The organism is Phytoactinopolyspora halotolerans (assembly GCF_010550675.1).
GTDB lineage: Bacteria > Actinomycetota > Actinomycetes > Jiangellales > Jiangellaceae > Phytoactinopolyspora > Phytoactinopolyspora halotolerans.
On sequence record NZ_JAAGOA010000004.1, the window covers coordinates 338177 to 354999 of the forward strand.

A 16823-nucleotide genomic window follows, 5' to 3' on the forward strand; every position below is an offset into this window, starting at 1 on the left:
TCCGGGGATCGGCGGATCGGGTGATCAGGATTGATGTGCGCTGGAACAATCGGGGCACAGGCCCCAGTAGATGACCTCGGCCTCGTCGATGGTGAAGCCGTGGTGATCGGACGCGGTCAGGCAGGGCATAGCGCCGACGGCGCAGTCGACGTCGGCGACGGCGCCGCACGATCGACAAACGGCGTGGTGGTGGTTGTCCCCGACCCGTGCCTCGTAGCGCGCCACGGAGCCCATCGGCTGTATACGCCGCACCAGCCCGGCGTCCGTCAGTGCGTGCAGCACGTCGTAAACGGCCTGGTGGGACACCTCGCCGAGGTTCTCCCGAACGACATGGATGATCGAGTCCGTGTCGGCATGTGGGTGATCGTGCACCGCGGACAGCACCGCCATCCGAGGACGTGTCACGCGCAGCTCAGCTCCGCGCAACATGCGCTCGAAGTCCGAAGTCGTAGGCACGTTCCGCATCGTGTCACACAAACTTGAATCATTCAAGATTATGTGGCCGCGGCGGCCGCGTCGTTCGGTACGCGATCCGTCGTCGCGGGGTTACGCGCAGGCGGTGGCGGAGCCGGGTGATCAGCTCACGGCTGCTATGGCCGCGCCATGCGCAATCGGGACAGCTGCGCCGTCAGTCGCGCGGCTCGGCGCTCGCGTCGCTGCAGACTCCTTTCTGTCCGCCGCTGCCGGGTGGCGACCGCCCGGATGAGCGACTCCCGGGCATCCTGTTCGCGCAGCTGGTGCTCCTGTCGCATGAGGTGTTCGTACTGAGGGAACATGGCGAATCAGGTGCCTCCGTCGCTGCTTGTCGTTATGCGCACACGTTAGGACGTATTGCGGACAGCTGCGTTCCGGGATAGGCGGGTTGTGTGTCAAGCGGTGTGTGCCAGGTGGCTTGGGCGAAAGCGGACGTGAAGCGTCCGGTATGCGCTATACGGTCAGACCGTGTGCGACGGTGACGGTGCTGATCTGCGCGTCGACGAGTGCTGCCCCGCCGACGCGTCGGGGGAGTGGTGTGCGGGCGAGGGGCCTGCGGTGACGGTGTTGGGCCGAGGTGCGTTGCCGGGCTTCCGATCACGGACGGAGCTGACGTCGTGGAACTGACCTTTGTCGGGAGTGTGATCGAGTGGCGCGGGCCGCCGCCGTACTACTTCGTGCCGGTGCCGGATGAGCAGTCCGAGGACATCCGGGAGGTGGCCGCGATGGTCACCTACGGCTGGGGTGTGATCCCGGTCGAAGCCAGGATCGGCGCGGCCACCTTCCAGACATCGCTGTTTCCCAGGGACGGCGGCTACCTGTTGCCGCTCAAAGACGCGGTGCGCAGGCCGCAAGGCATCTCGACGGGCGACGACGTGGCCGTCGAGATCACCATCCGCTTCTAGCTCACTTGGTCTCCAGGTCCCGGTGCCGGAATCCGGCCAGCCCGGCTCCCATCAGCACGACGGCGACCACCAGCAGAACCAGCACCGTCGACCAGGAGACGCTGTCCAACGGAGGTTGGCCCGTGTGTTCCAGAGGGGACAGATTGCGTGCGGACTGTGACATGTCCATGATCGTTCCGAAGAGCCCCACGAACAGGCCGTAGCCGATGGCGACCCACGTCGTGCCGATGAGCTTCGGCAGCACACCGAACAGCAGTGCGGCGATGCCGAGCAGGACCAGCACGCCAGGAGCATGCGCCAGATGTGACGTAGTCATCTGCCAGACGTAGGAGCCGTCGCCGACCGAGAGGGCCGCACCGACGCCGGTCGTGAGTCCGACCAGCGTCAGCAGCACTACCAGGCCGATCGACACGACCGCCAGGTAGCTGCCGAACCAAGCCCCGCGGCTGATCGCGGTCGCCAGCATCGGCTCGGCTCGGCCCGTCGTCTCCTCTGCTCGCACAGCCTGTACGCCGAGGAAGACCATGATGCCGGCGAGGGCGGCCGTCAGCAGCGTGATCATGCCGAGGTAGCCGTCGACCAAGGTGTCCAACGAGCCGCCGAACATCTCGATCCGATCTTCACTGATGTTCTCGGGGTCGGCGACCTGATCGGCCAGCCCGCCGAAGATGAAGCCGAACGCCGCCAGCGCCGCCGTCCACCAGATCAGACTGGCCCGCTGCAGCCGGAACGCAGCCGCCAACGGTGATCTCAGCCACGGCGCGGCCACCGGTGCTCCAGGACGGGCCGCGGCCAGCCCTGCGCCGACATCCCGGCGGGTCGACAGCGCGAAGCCGGTCGCGGCGGCGGCTGCAGCCAGGCCCAACGACAGCAGCAGCGGCCACCACCGGCCGTCCGCATACGGCCGGGTCTGATTCGACCACGCCAGCGGCGAGAACCAGGACAGGGGGCTGCCATGCTCGCGCATCATGTCGCCGACGGCCCGCACCGCCCAGGCGGCGCCCAGCGCCGCGCCGGCGATCCCGGTGGCGGTACGGGCGTACTCGGTGACCTGGACGGTGAGTGCGGTGATCCCCGCGAACACCATCCCGACCGCCGCGATGCCGGCGCCGAACAGCAACCCGTCGGCGCCGGCGTAGCCGTTGGCGGCCATGACACCACTCAGTGTCAGCGCGAGCGCCACGTTTGCCCCGGCCGCGATGGTCAGCGCCGCGGCGAGCTGCGCATGCCGCCCTACCACTCCGGCGCGGACGAGTTCGGCCCGGCCGCTCTGCTCCTCGGCCCGGGTGTGCCGGGCGACCAGTTGCAGGCTCATCAGTGCGGCCAGCACGAAGAAGAACAGCCCGTACACGCCGACGACGTACCGCTCCGCGGTGACGTCGTCCCGGCCATAACCGGGGCCGAACAGGGCGCCGAGTGCCCCTTCCATGAACCGGCTGAGGTCCTGTCGCTGCTCCTCGGTCTTGGTGTTCTCGGATACCGCGGACAGGAAGAGCGAGAGCAGCACCGTGATACCGAGCAGCCATGCCGGCAGCTTGAACCGATCGCGGCGCAGGCCGAAGCGGATCAGCGTACCGGTGCCGGCGAGTGTGCTGCCGTGCACGTGGCCGGCGGCCGCCGGTGCCTGCTGCCGGACTGCGGTGACTGTCATCGCCTCGCTCCTTCGCCCGTGCCGGCCGTCTCTGGATGGGTGTCGCCGTTGCGGCCGTTGCCCGCCGCGGCGAGTTCGTCGCCGTAGTGACGCAGCATGAGTTCCTCCAGCGTCGGCGGATGGCTGGTCAGGGTGCGGATCTGGAACCGGCTCAGGGTGCGGATCGCGTCGTCGAGATGATCGCCGTCCACCGCGAACCGCACCCGGCGGTCGCCGGTCTCCAGGTCATGGATGCCGGGCAGCTGATCCAGGCCGGAGACCGGCCGGCCGGTGTCGGCCTCGATGGTGGTTCGGGTCAGATGGCGCATCTCCGCGAGCGTCCCGGACTGCACGATCTCGCCCTGCCGGATGATGCTGACCCTGTCGGCGAGCTCCTCGACCTGAGCCAGGATGTGGCTGGACAGCAGGACCGTGCGCCCTTCCGCCTTCACCTGGTTGATCACGTCCTGGAACACCACCTCCATCAGCGGATCCAGCCCGGCTGTGGGCTCGTCGAGCAGCAGCAACTCTGCTTCCGAGGCGAGCGCTGCCACGATCGCGACCTTCTGCCGGTTTCCCTTGGAGTAGGTGCGGCCCTTCTTCGTCGGGTCGAGGTCGAACCGGGCGATCAGCTCCGCCCGGCGGGCCGGGTTGAGGCCGCCCCGGAGACGGCCGAGCAGGTCGATCGCCTCACCGCCGGTGAGGTTCGGCCACAGTTCGACGTCGCCGGGCACGTACGCCATCCGGCGGTGCAGGGCGACCGCGTCGTGCCAGGGGTCGGTGCCGAGCATCTCCACCCGGCCGGAATCGGCCCGCAGCAGTCCGAGCAACACCCGGATGGTGGTGGACTTGCCGGCGCCGTTCGGCCCCAGAAATCCGTGCACCTCACCGGTGGAAACGGTGAGATCGAGCCGGTCCAGTGCGCGGGTCGAGCCGAAGGTCTTCACCAGCTCGGACGTAGCGATGGCTGTGGTCATAGCGTCTCCGTTCGTTCGCTCTCGAACAACAGACGAGACAGCCCAGCTCCCAGTGACTGGCAGTGATCGGAATCACGCTCTGGAGCGCTGACGATGCCGCGAACGGGTCAGCCGCGCAGACGGAGGCCTCGTGGGGTTGCGTAGAAGCCGGCTGCGGTGAGGGCCTCGCCGAGGGGCGTGGACGTGATCTGTTCGCCGTCGGCTCGTTCGACGCGGAGCGCACCGACGGCTCCTGTACGCACGGCGTCCGCTAGGGCGTGCGCCGCTTCTCGCAGCGCGTCTGCGTCGTCGGTCCAGGAGAGCAGCGTGCGGCCGCCGCGTTCGACGTACAGGATGAGTTCGCCGTTGACGAGAACAACGAGCGCTCCGGCCTTGCGGCCGGGCCGGTGCCCGGTCTCGCCGCCGATGTCGGAGTCGCTGCGTTCAGGCCAGGAGAGGGCGGCGCCGTATGGGTTGGCTGGGTCGGTTGCGGCGAGGACGACTGCACCCGCGGCATCATCGTCGCGCGGTGCACGTCGACGACGTCCGGCGCGGTGGCGATCAACGTCACCGTCGGTGCCGGCGAAGGTGCGCAGCCGGTCGACGGCCCCGATGGTGGAGAACTGCGCCGCGCCCAGTCCGGCGACGAAATACCCGCGACGTGCTCGCCCGGAATCTTCGAACGCTTTGAACACCTTGTATGCGGCCGCGTACCCACCGGGAACATGCTCGGCGACGACGGCTCCACGAGTGACGACGCCGTGCCGGTCCAGTAGCGCCTCGGCCGCCGCATGTGCCCGGCGAGTCGGATCCAGCTCTCGGTCCGGCAGCAGTGACCAGCGTCCCGCCGCCGTCGGCGGTCCCGGGCGAACCGGACCTGCCGCCTGCCTGCGCCGATGCCGGGAGCGGGTCGGCGTGGCCCGTGATCGGTGGCTGCCCTTGGTCCCGGAGAGCTGTGCACGCAGCGGGGTCAGCGTGTCGTTGGTGATCAGCCCGGCCCACACCAGGTCCCACAATGCGGCGACGATGTCCTGTTCGGTGGCGCCCGGGCCCGGTGCCGGCTCGGAGATGCTGTCCGCTATCGACGCCAGCGATCGTGGTGACTCCGACGCGGCGGCCGTGCCTGTCGGCCCCGCGGCGCCGGTGTCCGGTGGAGCGGCGTCATCGTTCGACGCACGGGAGCCCGACGAGGCTGTATCGGAGGGCGAGGTCGATGTTGTGCCTGCGCGGAGCGCCGACAGCACCGCGTCGGCGAGTTGCCGGTAGAAAAAGGCTCCGCCGTTGCTGAGGGTGTCCAGGATCGCCCGATGGATCGGGCCGAACCCCTCCGACGAGGCCGGTTCCGCATCGGGCAGTGTTAGCGGCGCCGTGTCGGCCAGATGCAGGGACACCCAGCCGTCCGTCGGGCCGATCGCACCGCGGCCGGTCCAGATCACCTCGCCGGACGCCGTCAGCTCGTCCATCCACGCCGGGTTGTACTCGGTCATCCGGGAGCGCAGCACCAGCGGTTCGAGCGCACTCGCCGGAACCGGGACACCGTCGAGCTGTTCGATCACGCTGAGTAAGCCGTCCGGACCGTGTAGCGAGCTTCCCACCGACTGCCACGCTGGCAGGAACCGGGCCAGCGCCACCGGGTCGACCGGCTCGGCCTCCTTGCGCAGCGACGCGAGCGACCGGCGGCGCAGCATCCGCAGCACCTCGGCGTCGCACCAATCCGTTCCCGACTCGCCGGGCCGTAGCTGACCCTCGATCAGACGACCGTCGGCGACGAGCTGTTTGATCGCGCCGACGACGACCGCACGCCCCAGGCCGAACCGCTCCGCCACCGCCTCGGCCTGAAACGGTCCGTGCGTGCGGGCGTATCGCGAGACGAGGTCACCGAGCGGGTCTGATACCGGCTCGAGGAAGTCGGAATGAACTCCGTCCGGAACGGGTACACCGAGCGCATCCCGCAGCCGCGCGACGTCCTCGACGGCGACCCACTGGTGTTCACCCGCGATACGCATCGCGACGATGCGGCGCTGTGCGGTCAGCGTCTCGAGATGTGTCGGCGCGTCGTCGGGATCGGTGCTGCGGGCGGCGACCTCGTCGGTGGACAGGGGACCGAGCAGGCGGAGCAGATCGGCGACGCCTTCGGCGTCGTCGGCCTTGCGATCGTCGACGAGCCGCTGCAGCTCGGCCTCGGTGCGCTCGATGACGGCCAGGTCGAGCAGCTCACGCAGCTCCGTATGGCCGAGCAACTCGGACAACAGCGTGGAATCCAGCGTCAACGCCTGGGCCCGGCGTTCGGCCAGCGGCGTGTCGCTCTCGTACATGAACGACGCGACGTACCCGAACAGCAACGACCGGGCGAACGGCGACGGCTGCGGCGTCTCCACCTCCACCACCCGGATCCGGCCGGACGCGATATCCCGCATCACCTGGGTCAACCCAGGCAGGTCATACACGTCCTGCAGGCACTCCCGCATCGCCTCCAGCAGCATCGGGAACGACCCGTACTTGGCGGTCACACTGAGCAGCTGTGCCGACCGCTGCCGTTGCTGCCACAGTGGCGAGCGACGCCCTGGTTGCCGCCGCGGGAAGAGCAGCGCGCGGGCGGCGCACTCGCGGAACCGGGCGGCGAACAGCGCCGACGCGCCCACCTCGGAGGTCACCAGGTCCTCCACCTCGTCCGGGTCGATGACAACCAGATCGGCGTCGTGCGCCCGGCTGAGGGAGCGTGCGATCGTCTCGGTCTTCCCGGCTCGGCGCGCCGCGTCTGTCTGCGCCTGATACACCCCGGAGGTGCCGTCGGCCAGGAACGGCTCGGCGTCGTCGAACGTGTCGGGGATGCGCAGCACGATGCCGTCGTCGGCGTGCACCGCCTGCATGTCGGCGCCGTACCGCTCCCGCAGCCGCGCCCCCAGCGCCAGCGCCCACGGGGCGTGTACCTGGCCGCCGTACGGCGAGTGCACGACCAGCCGCCAGTCACCCAGCTCGTCCCGGAACCGCTCGACGACGATCGTCTTGTCATCCGGCACATGCCCGGTCGCCGCGCGCTGGTCCGCCAGATAGGAGAGGAGATTGTCCGTGGCCCACTCGTCCAGCCCGGCAGCCCCGGCCCGCGCCCGCGCCTGCTCGTCGTGGGCGCTGGAGACCTCGCGGACGAACGCACCCACGGCCGCGCCCAGCTCCGCCGGGCGGCCCAGCTGGTCACCCTTCCAGAACGGGAGCCGCCCCGGCTGGCCCGGTGCCGGCGAGACGATCACCCGATCATGCGTGATCTCCTCGATCCGCCAGCTCGTGGCGCCGAGCGAGAACACGTCGCCGACGCGCGACTCATACACCATCTCCTCGTCGAGTTCGCCGACGCGGGCAGAGTTCTTCCGGGTGTCCGAACCGGCCAGGAACACCCCGTACAGCCCGCGGTCCGGAATGGTGCCACCGCTGGTCACAGCCAGTCGCTGGCTGCCCGGCCGGGTGCTGAGCGTGCCTTCGTCGCGGTCCCATACCAGTCGGGGGCGCAGCTCGGCGAACTCGTCCGACGGGTACCGCCCCGACAGCATGTCCAGCACGGCCCGGTACGACGAGTCGGGCAGATTCGCGAACGGGTACGCCCGGCGGACCATCCCCAGCAGGTCGTCGACCGTCCAGTCATCCATCGCCACGGTGGCGACGATCTGCTGCGCCAGGACGTCGAGGGGGTTACGTGGAATCGCCATCTCCTCGATCAGGCCCTGCTGCATCCGCTCGCAGACCACGGCGGTCTGCACCAGATCGCCTCGATACTTCGGAAACAGCACGCCACGCGAGACGGCTCCCACCTGGTGGCCGGCGCGGCCGACCCGCTGCAGACCGCTGGCCACCGACGGCGGCGCCTCGACCTGAACCACCAAGTCGACGGCGCCCATGTCGATGCCCAGCTCCAGGCTGCTGGTGGCGACCACTGCGGGCAACCGGCCGGATTTCAGATCGTCCTCGATCAGCGCGCGCTGCTCCTTGCTGACCGAGCCGTGGTGCGCCCGCGCCAGTGTCGATCCGGCGCCGTGGGCGGCACCGGACTGCGCCATCACCTGCGCCGGCGGCATGTGCGGCGGGGGAGTGTCCTCGGCGATCTCGTTCAGCCGGCTGGTGAGACGCTCCGCAAGGCGGCGCGCGTTGGCGAAGACCAGGGTCGAATTGTGCTGGCGGATCAGATCTGCGACGCGTTGCTCGACATGCGGCCAGATCGACCCGTCGGATCCGGACGGCCCGCCGCTTTCCGCCGCCGCATACGACCCGATCACGTGCGGCGCGTGGTCGCCTGGGCGCGCGCCGCCATCACCGGGACCGTCGGCGCCCGGCCGCTTCCGCTTACTGGGCGCATTCCGCGCTCCGCTGGGCGCAGGCCGGCCGGAGCCCCGGTCGCCGCCGCCCCTGGGACTGCTGACCTCGTCTAACTGGGACATGTCCGGGACCGGGACGACGACGCGCAGCTCCCACTCCTTGCGTCCAGCCGGCGCGACGACGTCGACCGGATGCGATCCGCCGAGGAACTTGGCGACCTCCTCGATCGGTCGGACCGTCGCCGACAGGCCGATGCGTTGAGCCGGCTTCGGCAGCAGCGCGTCCAGCCGCTCCAGGCTCAGTGCCAGGTGTGCGCCGCGCTTGGTGTCCGCGACTGCGTGCACCTCGTCCACGATCACCGTCTGCACGCCGCGCAGCGAGTCCCGCGCCTGCGACGTCAGCAGCAGGAACAGCGATTCCGGCGTGGTGATCAGGATGTCGGCTGGATGGCGGGCGAACCGGCGCCGTTCGTCGGCCGGGGTGTCACCGGTGCGTACCGCAGTGGTGATCTGCGGGCTCGGCAAGCCGAATTCTGCGCTGGAACGCTTGATCCCTTCCAGCGGCGCACGCAGATTACGGTCGACGTCGACGGTGAGCGCCTTGAGCGGGGAGACGTACAGCACCCTGCACCCGAGCGACGGATCCTTAGGTGCGGGCGACGCCGCGATCCGGTCGATGGACCAGAGGAACGCAGCGAGCGTCTTGCCGGACCCAGTCGGTGCGACCACCAGCGCGTTACGCCCCGCGGCGACCGTCCGCCACGCGCCGTCCTGGGCGGGCGTGGGCGTGCCGAACGAGCCGGCGAACCAGGCACGGGTTGCCGGGCCGAACAGCTCGAGGACGTCGTCCATGCCCCCATACTGCCGCGCCCCACCGACAACGTGCAGGCGACGGTGGTCGTAGGCGCAACGCATACTCGCCCGCCAGATCGGCGATGTCGTCACGTACCAGGAGAAACTCCTCGAGGCGCCGCGTGCTGGTCAGACGAAGAGATCGTCGATGGTCTCGGCGGTGGCAGCACGATCGATCCACGTTTCGAGTTGCTTCGGATCGGTGCAAGTGATGATCCGTGCGCGCGCATCCTCATCGACGTCGACGCCGCGTGCGGCGAGGACTCTGAGGATGCTCTGGGCTTCGCCTTCGGCGCGTCCTTCGGCGAGGACCTCGTCTCGTTGTCGGCGGAAGTACTCGGACTGGGGTTTGCGGATATCGTAGACGGCCATATGCGCCTCCAAGTGACGTCGCGCTTCGTCCGGCAAGGCGGCGAGCATAATGTCAGCGTACAAGAGCGCGTGCTCGGAATCGAAGATCGTGAGCGCGGACGCGACCGCACTCAGCACGCTGCGATGCCGGGGATCACGCCCATGGGTCAGAGCGGAGAGGACGGCTAGCTCAGGCTGGCCTCGTGCCTGCGCTGTGTCGGTGATCACCGGCACGACGTCTGGTCCCACAACGAATGGTGTGATCACGCTGCCGGGGCCCAGGTTGATGGGTGAACGAGCCCAGGCCGCCGTTGTGTGGTTGGGGCACAGCACTAGGAGGACCACCGGGCAGTCATGGCGCGCATGGAGGTTGGCGACGTAGCGAGGCCATGATTTCTTCTTGCCTTCGTCCTCTCGCAACTGAACCTCGACGATGACGGCCAAAGCCGGACTATCACCGTGACCGGCGGACATCTTGGTATAGGTGAGGACCGCATCTGCTCGTAATTCGGCAGGCGCGAGGGTCGGCAGGTGTCCGGATGCGACGTCGACCCGATCGTATGGCGGAACGGCGACGTCTAGGGCGGCATCGAGCAGCTCCGCGGCAAACGAGGGCCGTTGGCGGAACATTTCGATCAGGCTCTCATGCAAGGCAGAAGGCATGACCGTGATCTTGGCCTTCCCTGCACGATGGTTTCAACTGCCGGTGATAAATTGTGGATAACTGTGGTCATAGCGCTGAAGAGCAGTTGGTGGGCGATGGTATCGATGCAGGCCCGTTCGACGCGGCTATGCGTCCACATGTATGGATTCGGCTGCGAAGTCGAGGTGTCGTTGGCGAGGAGTGCGGCGGCTAGGTCGTGGCGAAGTCGACCCACGCCCGCGACCGGTGGTGACCGTCCAGGGCGCCCGTACCCGGGCGTGATCATGGGAAAACGAGAAGGCGGCCTCAGCGCTCGCTGGGCGGGAGGCGCAGAGCCTCGCAGACGGCGCGCCACACGACCTTGGTGTCGTACCCGGCCTCCAGCGCTTGATACACGGTCCGCTCGCCCAGCGAGTCGAGCACGTAGTCGCGGGCCCACGAGTCCGCGTACGCTGCGCCGAGGTGGTGCTCCATCCGTTCCCAGAAGTCTGTCAACCGCACGGACCTAGCGTAGTCACCCCACGCCACGTCGCCGCCGATGGCCATCACGACCGTCGACAGTACGGCCGGGAATGCTTGCGGCCGACAGTGACGAGCACGGGGCACCGGAATCTCGGGTGAGCTTGTCGGACGGGACCGGTAACGTTCCGGTGCGTGGCAGCTGCCGCGGCCACCGCCGTCGCGGGGGCAGGTGCGCACGCCGCTACTGGCAATCCGACCCCGAGAGTGCGGATCGATCGGGCATTCGTGACCATGGTGACGGCCTGTGCGACCACAAGGGGGTCGCACAGGCGCGAGCTTCTGCGGTGATGAGCGTGGTGGGCACGGCGGATGCTGGAGGCATGACGTGACGAGTCCTACCGACGTCCGTCACTGTGACGGTACCGCCGAGCCTGCCCAGCCGCGCGAGGGCCGGATGTGGAACCGGGCGTTCTCCTACTGGCTGGCAGACTACCGACGCGCGTGGCGCTGGACCGTGTTCAGCAGCATCCTCAACCCGTTGCTCTTATTTCCGGCCATCGGTATCGGCCTCGGCACACTGGTGGACGACGCGTCGCCCCCGGCGTGCAAGGCGTGGACTACATCATGTTCCTGGCGCCGGGCATCCTGGCCGTAGGCCATGCAGACCGCCGTCTTCGAGTCGACGTACCCGGTGATGGGTGCGATCACGTGGCAGCGGGCAGCACCACGCCATGCTGGCGCACGTCGCGTGGAGCGCCTCCTCCTGAAGTAGCGCGCACCCGTCGTTGCCGTGGATCGCTGGTGTCATCGCCACAGCAACCCGCGGCATCCACACCAATCCGCGTGCCGGTAGGGAAAACCCCTGCCGAAGGGTCGGGTTTACCCCATCGTCACGCTTCGCCCGGATGTCTAGCGTTCCTGAGTGAGACGAGTTCGCTCACCGACTGCACGAAGGAACAGTGATGGCAGTGATCATCCACCACGGTCCGACCGGATCGTGGCCACGGATGCCGGATGTCGCCGTCCGGTTGGACGGCGTGACGAAGACGTACGGAAAGGGGGAGAGCTCCGTCGCGGCGCTGCGGGATGTCTCGGTGGCGCTGTACCGGGGCAGCTTCGTCGCCGTGATGGGTCCGTCCGGCTCCGGCAAGAGCACGTTCATGCACTGTGCCGCGGGCTTGGACCGTCCGACGTCGGGCAGCGTCCACCTCGGCGACATCGAGTTGAGCAAGCTGCGCGAACCGAAGCTCACCGAGCTCCGACGCGAGCGGATCGGGTTCGTGTTCCAGGCGTTCAACCTGTTGCCGTCGCTGACCGCTGAACAGAATGTGACGTTGCCGATGCGCATGGCGGGCCGCGGGGCGGACAAGGCGTGGCTGCGCGAGGTGCTGGCGCGGGTCGGCCTGACCGACCGGGCCACACACCGTCCAGCGCAGCTCTCCGGCGGCCAGCAGCAGCGGGTAGCGATCGCCCGCGCCCTGATCACCCGGCCCGACTTGGTCTTCGCGGACGAACCGACCGGTGCGCTGGACACCCGTACCGGTCGCGAGGTGCTGCAGTTGTTGCGACAGGTGGTGAGCGATCTCGGGCAGACCGTCGTGATGGTCACGCACGATCCGATTGCGGCCTCCTACGCGGACCAGGTGCTGTTCCTCGCCGACGGACGGTTCGTCGGTCAGCTCGAGGCCCCGTCGGCCGAGCAGATCGCCGAGTGGATGACCCACCTGGAGCCGTCCGACGACGGGAGCGAACGATGACGCCACCACGCTGCCGTGACCTCCCGGCGGCGGCCGGACCATCCCTGGCTCGACCGTCGGCCATCACGAGAACGAGGGAGACGGCCCGATGATCCGATTGGCGCTGAGCACGGTCCGCTCGCGCAAGGGCGGTTTCGTCGGTGCGTTCATCGCGCTGCTGTTCGCGACGGTGCTGGTCGCCGCCTGCGGAATCCTGATGGAGACCGGTATCCGGGCCGGTATCCCACCGGAGCGATACGCCGGGGCGCCCGTCGTCGTCGCGGGGGACCAGCAGGTACGCGCATCCGGCACGGAGCCGGCCGACCTCGAAGCGGCACACCTTCCGGAACGGGTCCACGTCGACGCCGCCTTGGTGGATCGCATCCGTGAGGTCGACGGCGTCCGCGACGCCATCGGGGAGGTGACATTCCCTGCCCGGGTCGTCGTCGCCGGGTCGGGAGAGGTGCTCGGCGGGCCGGAAGGCCAGGACTCGGCGGACAATTCGTGGGGCCATGCCTGGGCCTCGGCCGAGCTCACGCCGTTCGCGCTGGTGGACGGCGACGAACCGAGGAACGCCGACGATGTCGTGCTCGACGCTGAGCTGGCACGCCGCGCCGGCCTCGGCGTGGGCGACGACGTCACGATCCAGTCGACCGCGGCGGCGCGCCCGTACCGGGTCAGCGGGATCGTCGCGCCTTCCGGCGGCGACGGCCTGTCGCGTCAATCGGCCCTGTTCTTCGCCGATGAGGAGGCCGGACGGCTGGCGGCCGGTACCGGCGAGTTCGCCGCGATCGGCGTGCTCGCGGATCCGGGCGCCGACCTGGGCGAACTGCGCGACCGGATCATCGATGCCCTGGCCGGGCAGGTCGCCCGCTCGGAGGGCGGGCCCGGGTTGGACGTGGTGACCGGGACCGATCGGGGCACGGTGGAGTTTCTGGACGCCGCGGATGCGAGGGAGATGCTGATAGCGATCTCCGGGTCGTTCGGCGGCGTGGCGCTGATGGTGGCGCTCTTCGTCGTCGCGAGCACGTTCGCTCTGCTGGTGCAGCAGCGCTCGAAGGAGATCGCGCTGCTGCGTGCGGTGGCCGCGACCCCTCGTCAGGTCCGGCGGATGATCTGCCGCGAGGCGCAGCTGGTGGCCGTCGTCGCCGGGATCGTCGGGATCGGTCCGGCGGTCGGCTTGGCCGAGTGGATTCGCGGCCAGTTCGTCGACCGTGGAATCCTGCCGGAGTCATTCGGGCTCCGCGTCGGCCCGGTCCCGTTCGTCGTCGCCATCGCCGCCGTCGTCGGGACCGGTTGGCTGGCGGCGTGGACGGCGGCGAGGCGGGCGTCGCGCATCGTTCCGACGCAGGCTCTGGGTGAGTCGGCGGTGGAGCCGAAGACGATCGGTCGCAGGCGCGTGGTAGCCGGCGTGATCGTGCTTGTCGGCGGGGTGTCGATGCTGATCGTGTCGACGCAGCTGCGCGGCGAGGCGGCGGCCGCGCTCGGCGTGTCCGTCGTGATCCCGCTCGTGACCGCGGCGGCGCTGCTCAGCCCGCTGATCGCCAGGATGGCGACGGCTGCGCTCGGGGTGCCGTTGCGGCGCGTCTCGCAACGTACCGGGTACCTGGCCGTGGCGAACGCCCGCGCGAACGCGCGCCGGATGGGTGCGGTGATCACGCCGCTGGTACTGGCGATGGGGGTGGCCGGGGTCGTCCTCTTCCAACAGGCGACGTTGGACCGCGCGGCCGAACGCCAGGCCGGCGACGGGATGTCGGCCGACCGTGTCGTCGTCGGCGACGCCGGGGTGCCCGGTGACGTGGCGGACACCATCGGGGAGATCCCTGGCGTGGCGACCGCCGCTTCCGTCGTGCAGACCGGCGTCGTGGTCGAATACTCGGAGCTCGGCGAGCCGACGATCCAGACCTTCACGGCGCAAGGCGTCGATCCGTCGGCGTTCGGGACGGGCGGCGACGGAGGCCCGGCAGCGGTGATGGACCTGGATGTACGCGAAGGATCGCTGGGCGATCTCGGTGACGGCACCGTGGCGGTCGGGCGCCTCGCGGCTGACACCGTGGGTGCAGAGGTGGGGGAGCGGCTGCCGCTGCGACTCGGCGACGGCACGCTTGTGGAACCGGTCGTCGTCGCGATCTACGAGCGAGGGCTGGGGTTCGGGGACTTCACGTTCACCCGCAGCGCGCTCGACGGCCATCTCACCGATCCGCTGGACGACATGGTGCTCATGCGGTTCGACGTCGACGCGGGTGCCGAGGCGGGTGCCGAGGACGCCGGTGCCGAGGACGCTGGTACCGGGGAGGTCGACGCCGCGCTGGCTGACCTGCCGTACGCGGGCCTCCAAGTGCTGGACCAGGAGGGTTTCGATGCCGCGCGGTCGGCGACGGCGTCGCTGGACGCGTGGGTGAACCTGCTCATCGGCGGTGTGTTGCTGGGATACATCGCGATCTCGGTGGCGAACAGTCTGGTGGTCGGGACGAGTGCGCGGGCGCGCGAGCTGGCGCTGTTGCGGCTGGTCGGTACGACACAGCGGCAGGTCTTGCGGATGATGCGCTGGGAAGGTCTGCTCACGGTGGTGACCGCGGTGGTCGTCGGGGGCGTGATCGCCGGAATCACGCTGGTGATGATGAGTATCGGCCTGACCGGGCGGCCGGTCCCGTACGTACCGCCGCTGGGTGGTATCGCGCTCGTTGCTGCCGTCATCACGCTGGGCCTGGCGGCGATCCTGCTGCCCACCCGATACGTGTTGCGTGCCAACCCCACGGACACGATCAACATGCGCGAGTGACCCCCTAAATGATCATGTGAAGTAGGTTTCTTCGTGCAGTAACAGGTCTGCGGCCATGGTGGTGCTGGAGAAGACCTGTTACGGCGATCCAGGGTGGGCGCGCGGATGACGCGGTTCCGCGACGTCCGGCTACTCACATCGACATCCTTCGAAACGTCGGTAGCGGACCTATACTGTCAAGCTATGGCGGAAGCCACGGACACGCATGCCCCGGACCAGGACCTGGTCCGTGCGCTGCGGGCGTTGTCGAATCCGATGCGCCTGCAACTGCTCGCATGGCTGCGCGACCCGCAGAGCAACTTCTCCCTCGGTGGCGCGATCGCCGACCCGGACGAAGTCGGCGTGTGCGTGACGCATATCCAGGCCCGGGCGGGACTGGCGCAGTCCACCGTGTCGGCGTACATGGCTGAGCTGGAGCGGGCCGGGCTGGTGCGTTCGACGCGCGTCGGCAAGTGGACCCACTACAAACGCGACGAACAGCGCATTTCCGAACTTGTCACCGCCTTGGGGCGGACCCTCTAGCGCCGTATCAAGCGACGCGGCTCGGTCACTGGGCCCCAAAGTGCGTGCCGACACGTCCGGCTTCGCCGCACCGCAACACGGTCGTATGAGGGCTTGCCCGGGTCGCGATCGCCGCACGGAACCGATCCGAAGGTGCCGACGGGTGCCGGGCATTCGGCCGGGACCGGCTGACACTGCAGCAGCGTGCGTCTATGGAGTGAACGACTCCAGGGTTGCAATATATCGAGAATCTGCGATACTTCGATGCGTTGCAGTTCGCGGGACTAAGGGAGAGGCGTGATGGGTGCCATCAAGGGAGTAGACCTCGGGACGTTCGGAGTGTGGACGTTTGACTTCGAACACATCTCAGCTACGCAGATGTGCGAGTCGATACAGGAGCTGGAGGAGTTGGGCTGGCGCGCGTTCTGGATCCCCGAGCTGCTCGGGCGCGACGCGTTCACCCACGCCGGCTATCTGCTGTCCTGCACCGAGCGGATGCATGTCATCAACGGCATCGCGCAGATCTGGTCCCGCCGCGCCCAATGGACGCACGGGGCAAGCCTGCTACTGGCCGACGCGTACCCGAACCGGCACGTGCTCGGCCTCGGTTACGGCGGGAAACCACAGCCCGGCATCAAGCCAGTGGCGGCGATGGCCGCGTATCTCGACGAGATGGACGCGCTGGAGACGCCCAACCCGACGCCGACGGCGCCGGTCCACCGCATCCTGGCAGCGTATGGACCCAAGATGCTGGAGCTGGCCCGGGATCGCACGGCCGGCACCCACACGTACCACGTCAACGTCGCGCACACGGCGCAGGCGCGGGAGATCCTCGGGCCAGAGCCGTTCCTCGGCGTCGAGCACGCCGTCCTGTTCGAGACGGACCCGGACAAGGCCCGGGCGATCGCCCGCGAACATCTGCAGGTCTACCTCAGCACCCCGTACAACATCGCCAAGTTCCGCCGGCTCGGCTACACCGACGACGAGATCGCCGACGGCGGTAGCGACCGGATCGTCGACGACCTGGTGTTCTGGGGTGATGAGGACACCATCGTCGAGAAGCTGCACGACCACGTACGCGCCGGTGCCGACCACGTCGGTGTCCAGGTGATCGGGGTCGAACCGGGCCAGTCGGCGATGCCGTACTGGCGCATCCTCGCCGACGCGCTGCTGCCCCAGCGTGTCGACGTTGCTGTCGCTGCTTCTTGAGTCTCAGCGGCGAATAGG

The 16823-nt window shown here is 68.9% G+C and carries 13 protein-coding genes; 5 read left to right on the forward strand and 8 right to left on the reverse strand.

The features are described 5' to 3' along the window. Positions 1-24: 24 nt before the first annotated feature. Together G1H10_RS07990 and G1H10_RS07995 are read right to left on the reverse strand one after the other, a co-directional pair. Complete coding sequence (locus tag G1H10_RS07990; RefSeq protein WP_163735205.1) at positions 25-456, reverse strand: Fur family transcriptional regulator; 432 nt, start codon at positions 454-456, stop codon at positions 25-27. Positions 457-590: 134 nt separating this feature from the next. Further along, entirely contained in the window at positions 591-752 is a 162-nt protein-coding gene (locus G1H10_RS07995) for a hypothetical protein (protein WP_163735206.1), read from the reverse strand. 339 nt (positions 753-1091) lie between these two features. On the opposite strand from G1H10_RS07995, the gene G1H10_RS08000 reads away from it, so the two are divergent. Continuing rightward, on the forward strand, positions 1092-1379 hold the full coding sequence (locus G1H10_RS08000; RefSeq protein ID WP_163735209.1) for a DUF1905 domain-containing protein: 288 nt from the start codon (positions 1092-1094) through the stop codon (positions 1377-1379). A gap of 1 nt (position 1380) precedes the next feature. On the opposite strand, the gene G1H10_RS08005 is transcribed toward G1H10_RS08000, so the two are convergent. The 6 genes from G1H10_RS08005 to G1H10_RS08030 form a co-directional block, all read right to left on the reverse strand. Continuing rightward, positions 1381-3030, reverse strand: a complete 1650-nt coding sequence (locus G1H10_RS08005; protein ID WP_163735212.1) for an ABC transporter permease — start codon at positions 3028-3030, stop codon at positions 1381-1383. Next, a complete protein-coding gene (locus G1H10_RS08010; RefSeq protein ID WP_163735215.1) occupies positions 3027-3986 on the reverse strand; it encodes an ABC transporter ATP-binding protein in 960 nt (319 codons plus the stop codon). Before G1H10_RS08010 ends, G1H10_RS08005 begins: the two co-directional genes overlap by 4 nt. 107 nt (positions 3987-4093) lie before the next feature. After that, positions 4094-9121 carry an Lhr family helicase gene (locus tag G1H10_RS08015; RefSeq protein ID WP_216853023.1) on the reverse strand — a complete coding sequence of 1676 codons (5028 nt, stop codon included), beginning with the start codon at positions 9119-9121 and terminating at the stop codon, positions 4094-4096. Positions 9122-9250: 129 nt separating this feature from the next. Further along, on the reverse strand, positions 9251-10135 hold the full coding sequence (locus G1H10_RS08020; RefSeq protein WP_163735218.1) for a hypothetical protein: 885 nt from the start codon (positions 10133-10135) through the stop codon (positions 9251-9253). Between the two features lie 286 nt (positions 10136-10421). Continuing rightward, positions 10422-10616: a DUF3046 domain-containing protein gene (locus G1H10_RS08025; protein ID WP_163735221.1), complete on the reverse strand. Its 195-nt coding sequence runs from the start codon at positions 10614-10616 to the stop codon at positions 10422-10424. 450 nt (positions 10617-11066) lie between these two features. Beyond that, positions 11067-11285, reverse strand: coding sequence for a hypothetical protein (locus G1H10_RS08030; RefSeq protein WP_163735224.1), 219 nt, complete (start codon positions 11283-11285; stop codon positions 11067-11069). 254 nt (positions 11286-11539) lie between these two features. Here G1H10_RS08030 and G1H10_RS08035 point away from each other — a divergent pair, with 254 nt between their 5' ends. The 4 genes from G1H10_RS08035 (at position 11540) to G1H10_RS08050 (ending at position 16805) form a co-directional block, all read left to right on the forward strand. Continuing rightward, a complete protein-coding gene (locus G1H10_RS08035) occupies positions 11540-12334 on the forward strand; it encodes an ABC transporter ATP-binding protein (protein WP_246219262.1) in 795 nt (264 codons plus the stop codon). A gap of 88 nt (positions 12335-12422) precedes the next feature. Continuing rightward, on the forward strand, positions 12423-15095 hold the full coding sequence (locus tag G1H10_RS08040) for an ABC transporter permease (protein WP_163735225.1): 2673 nt from the start codon (positions 12423-12425) through the stop codon (positions 15093-15095). 183 nt (positions 15096-15278) lie between these two features. Then, on the forward strand, positions 15279-15617 hold the full coding sequence (locus G1H10_RS08045) for an ArsR/SmtB family transcription factor (protein ID WP_163735228.1): 339 nt from the start codon (positions 15279-15281) through the stop codon (positions 15615-15617). 279 nt (positions 15618-15896) lie between these two features. Then, positions 15897-16805, forward strand: coding sequence for a TIGR03620 family F420-dependent LLM class oxidoreductase (locus tag G1H10_RS08050; RefSeq protein ID WP_163735231.1), 909 nt, complete (start codon positions 15897-15899; stop codon positions 16803-16805). Positions 16806-16823 lie beyond the last annotated feature (18 nt).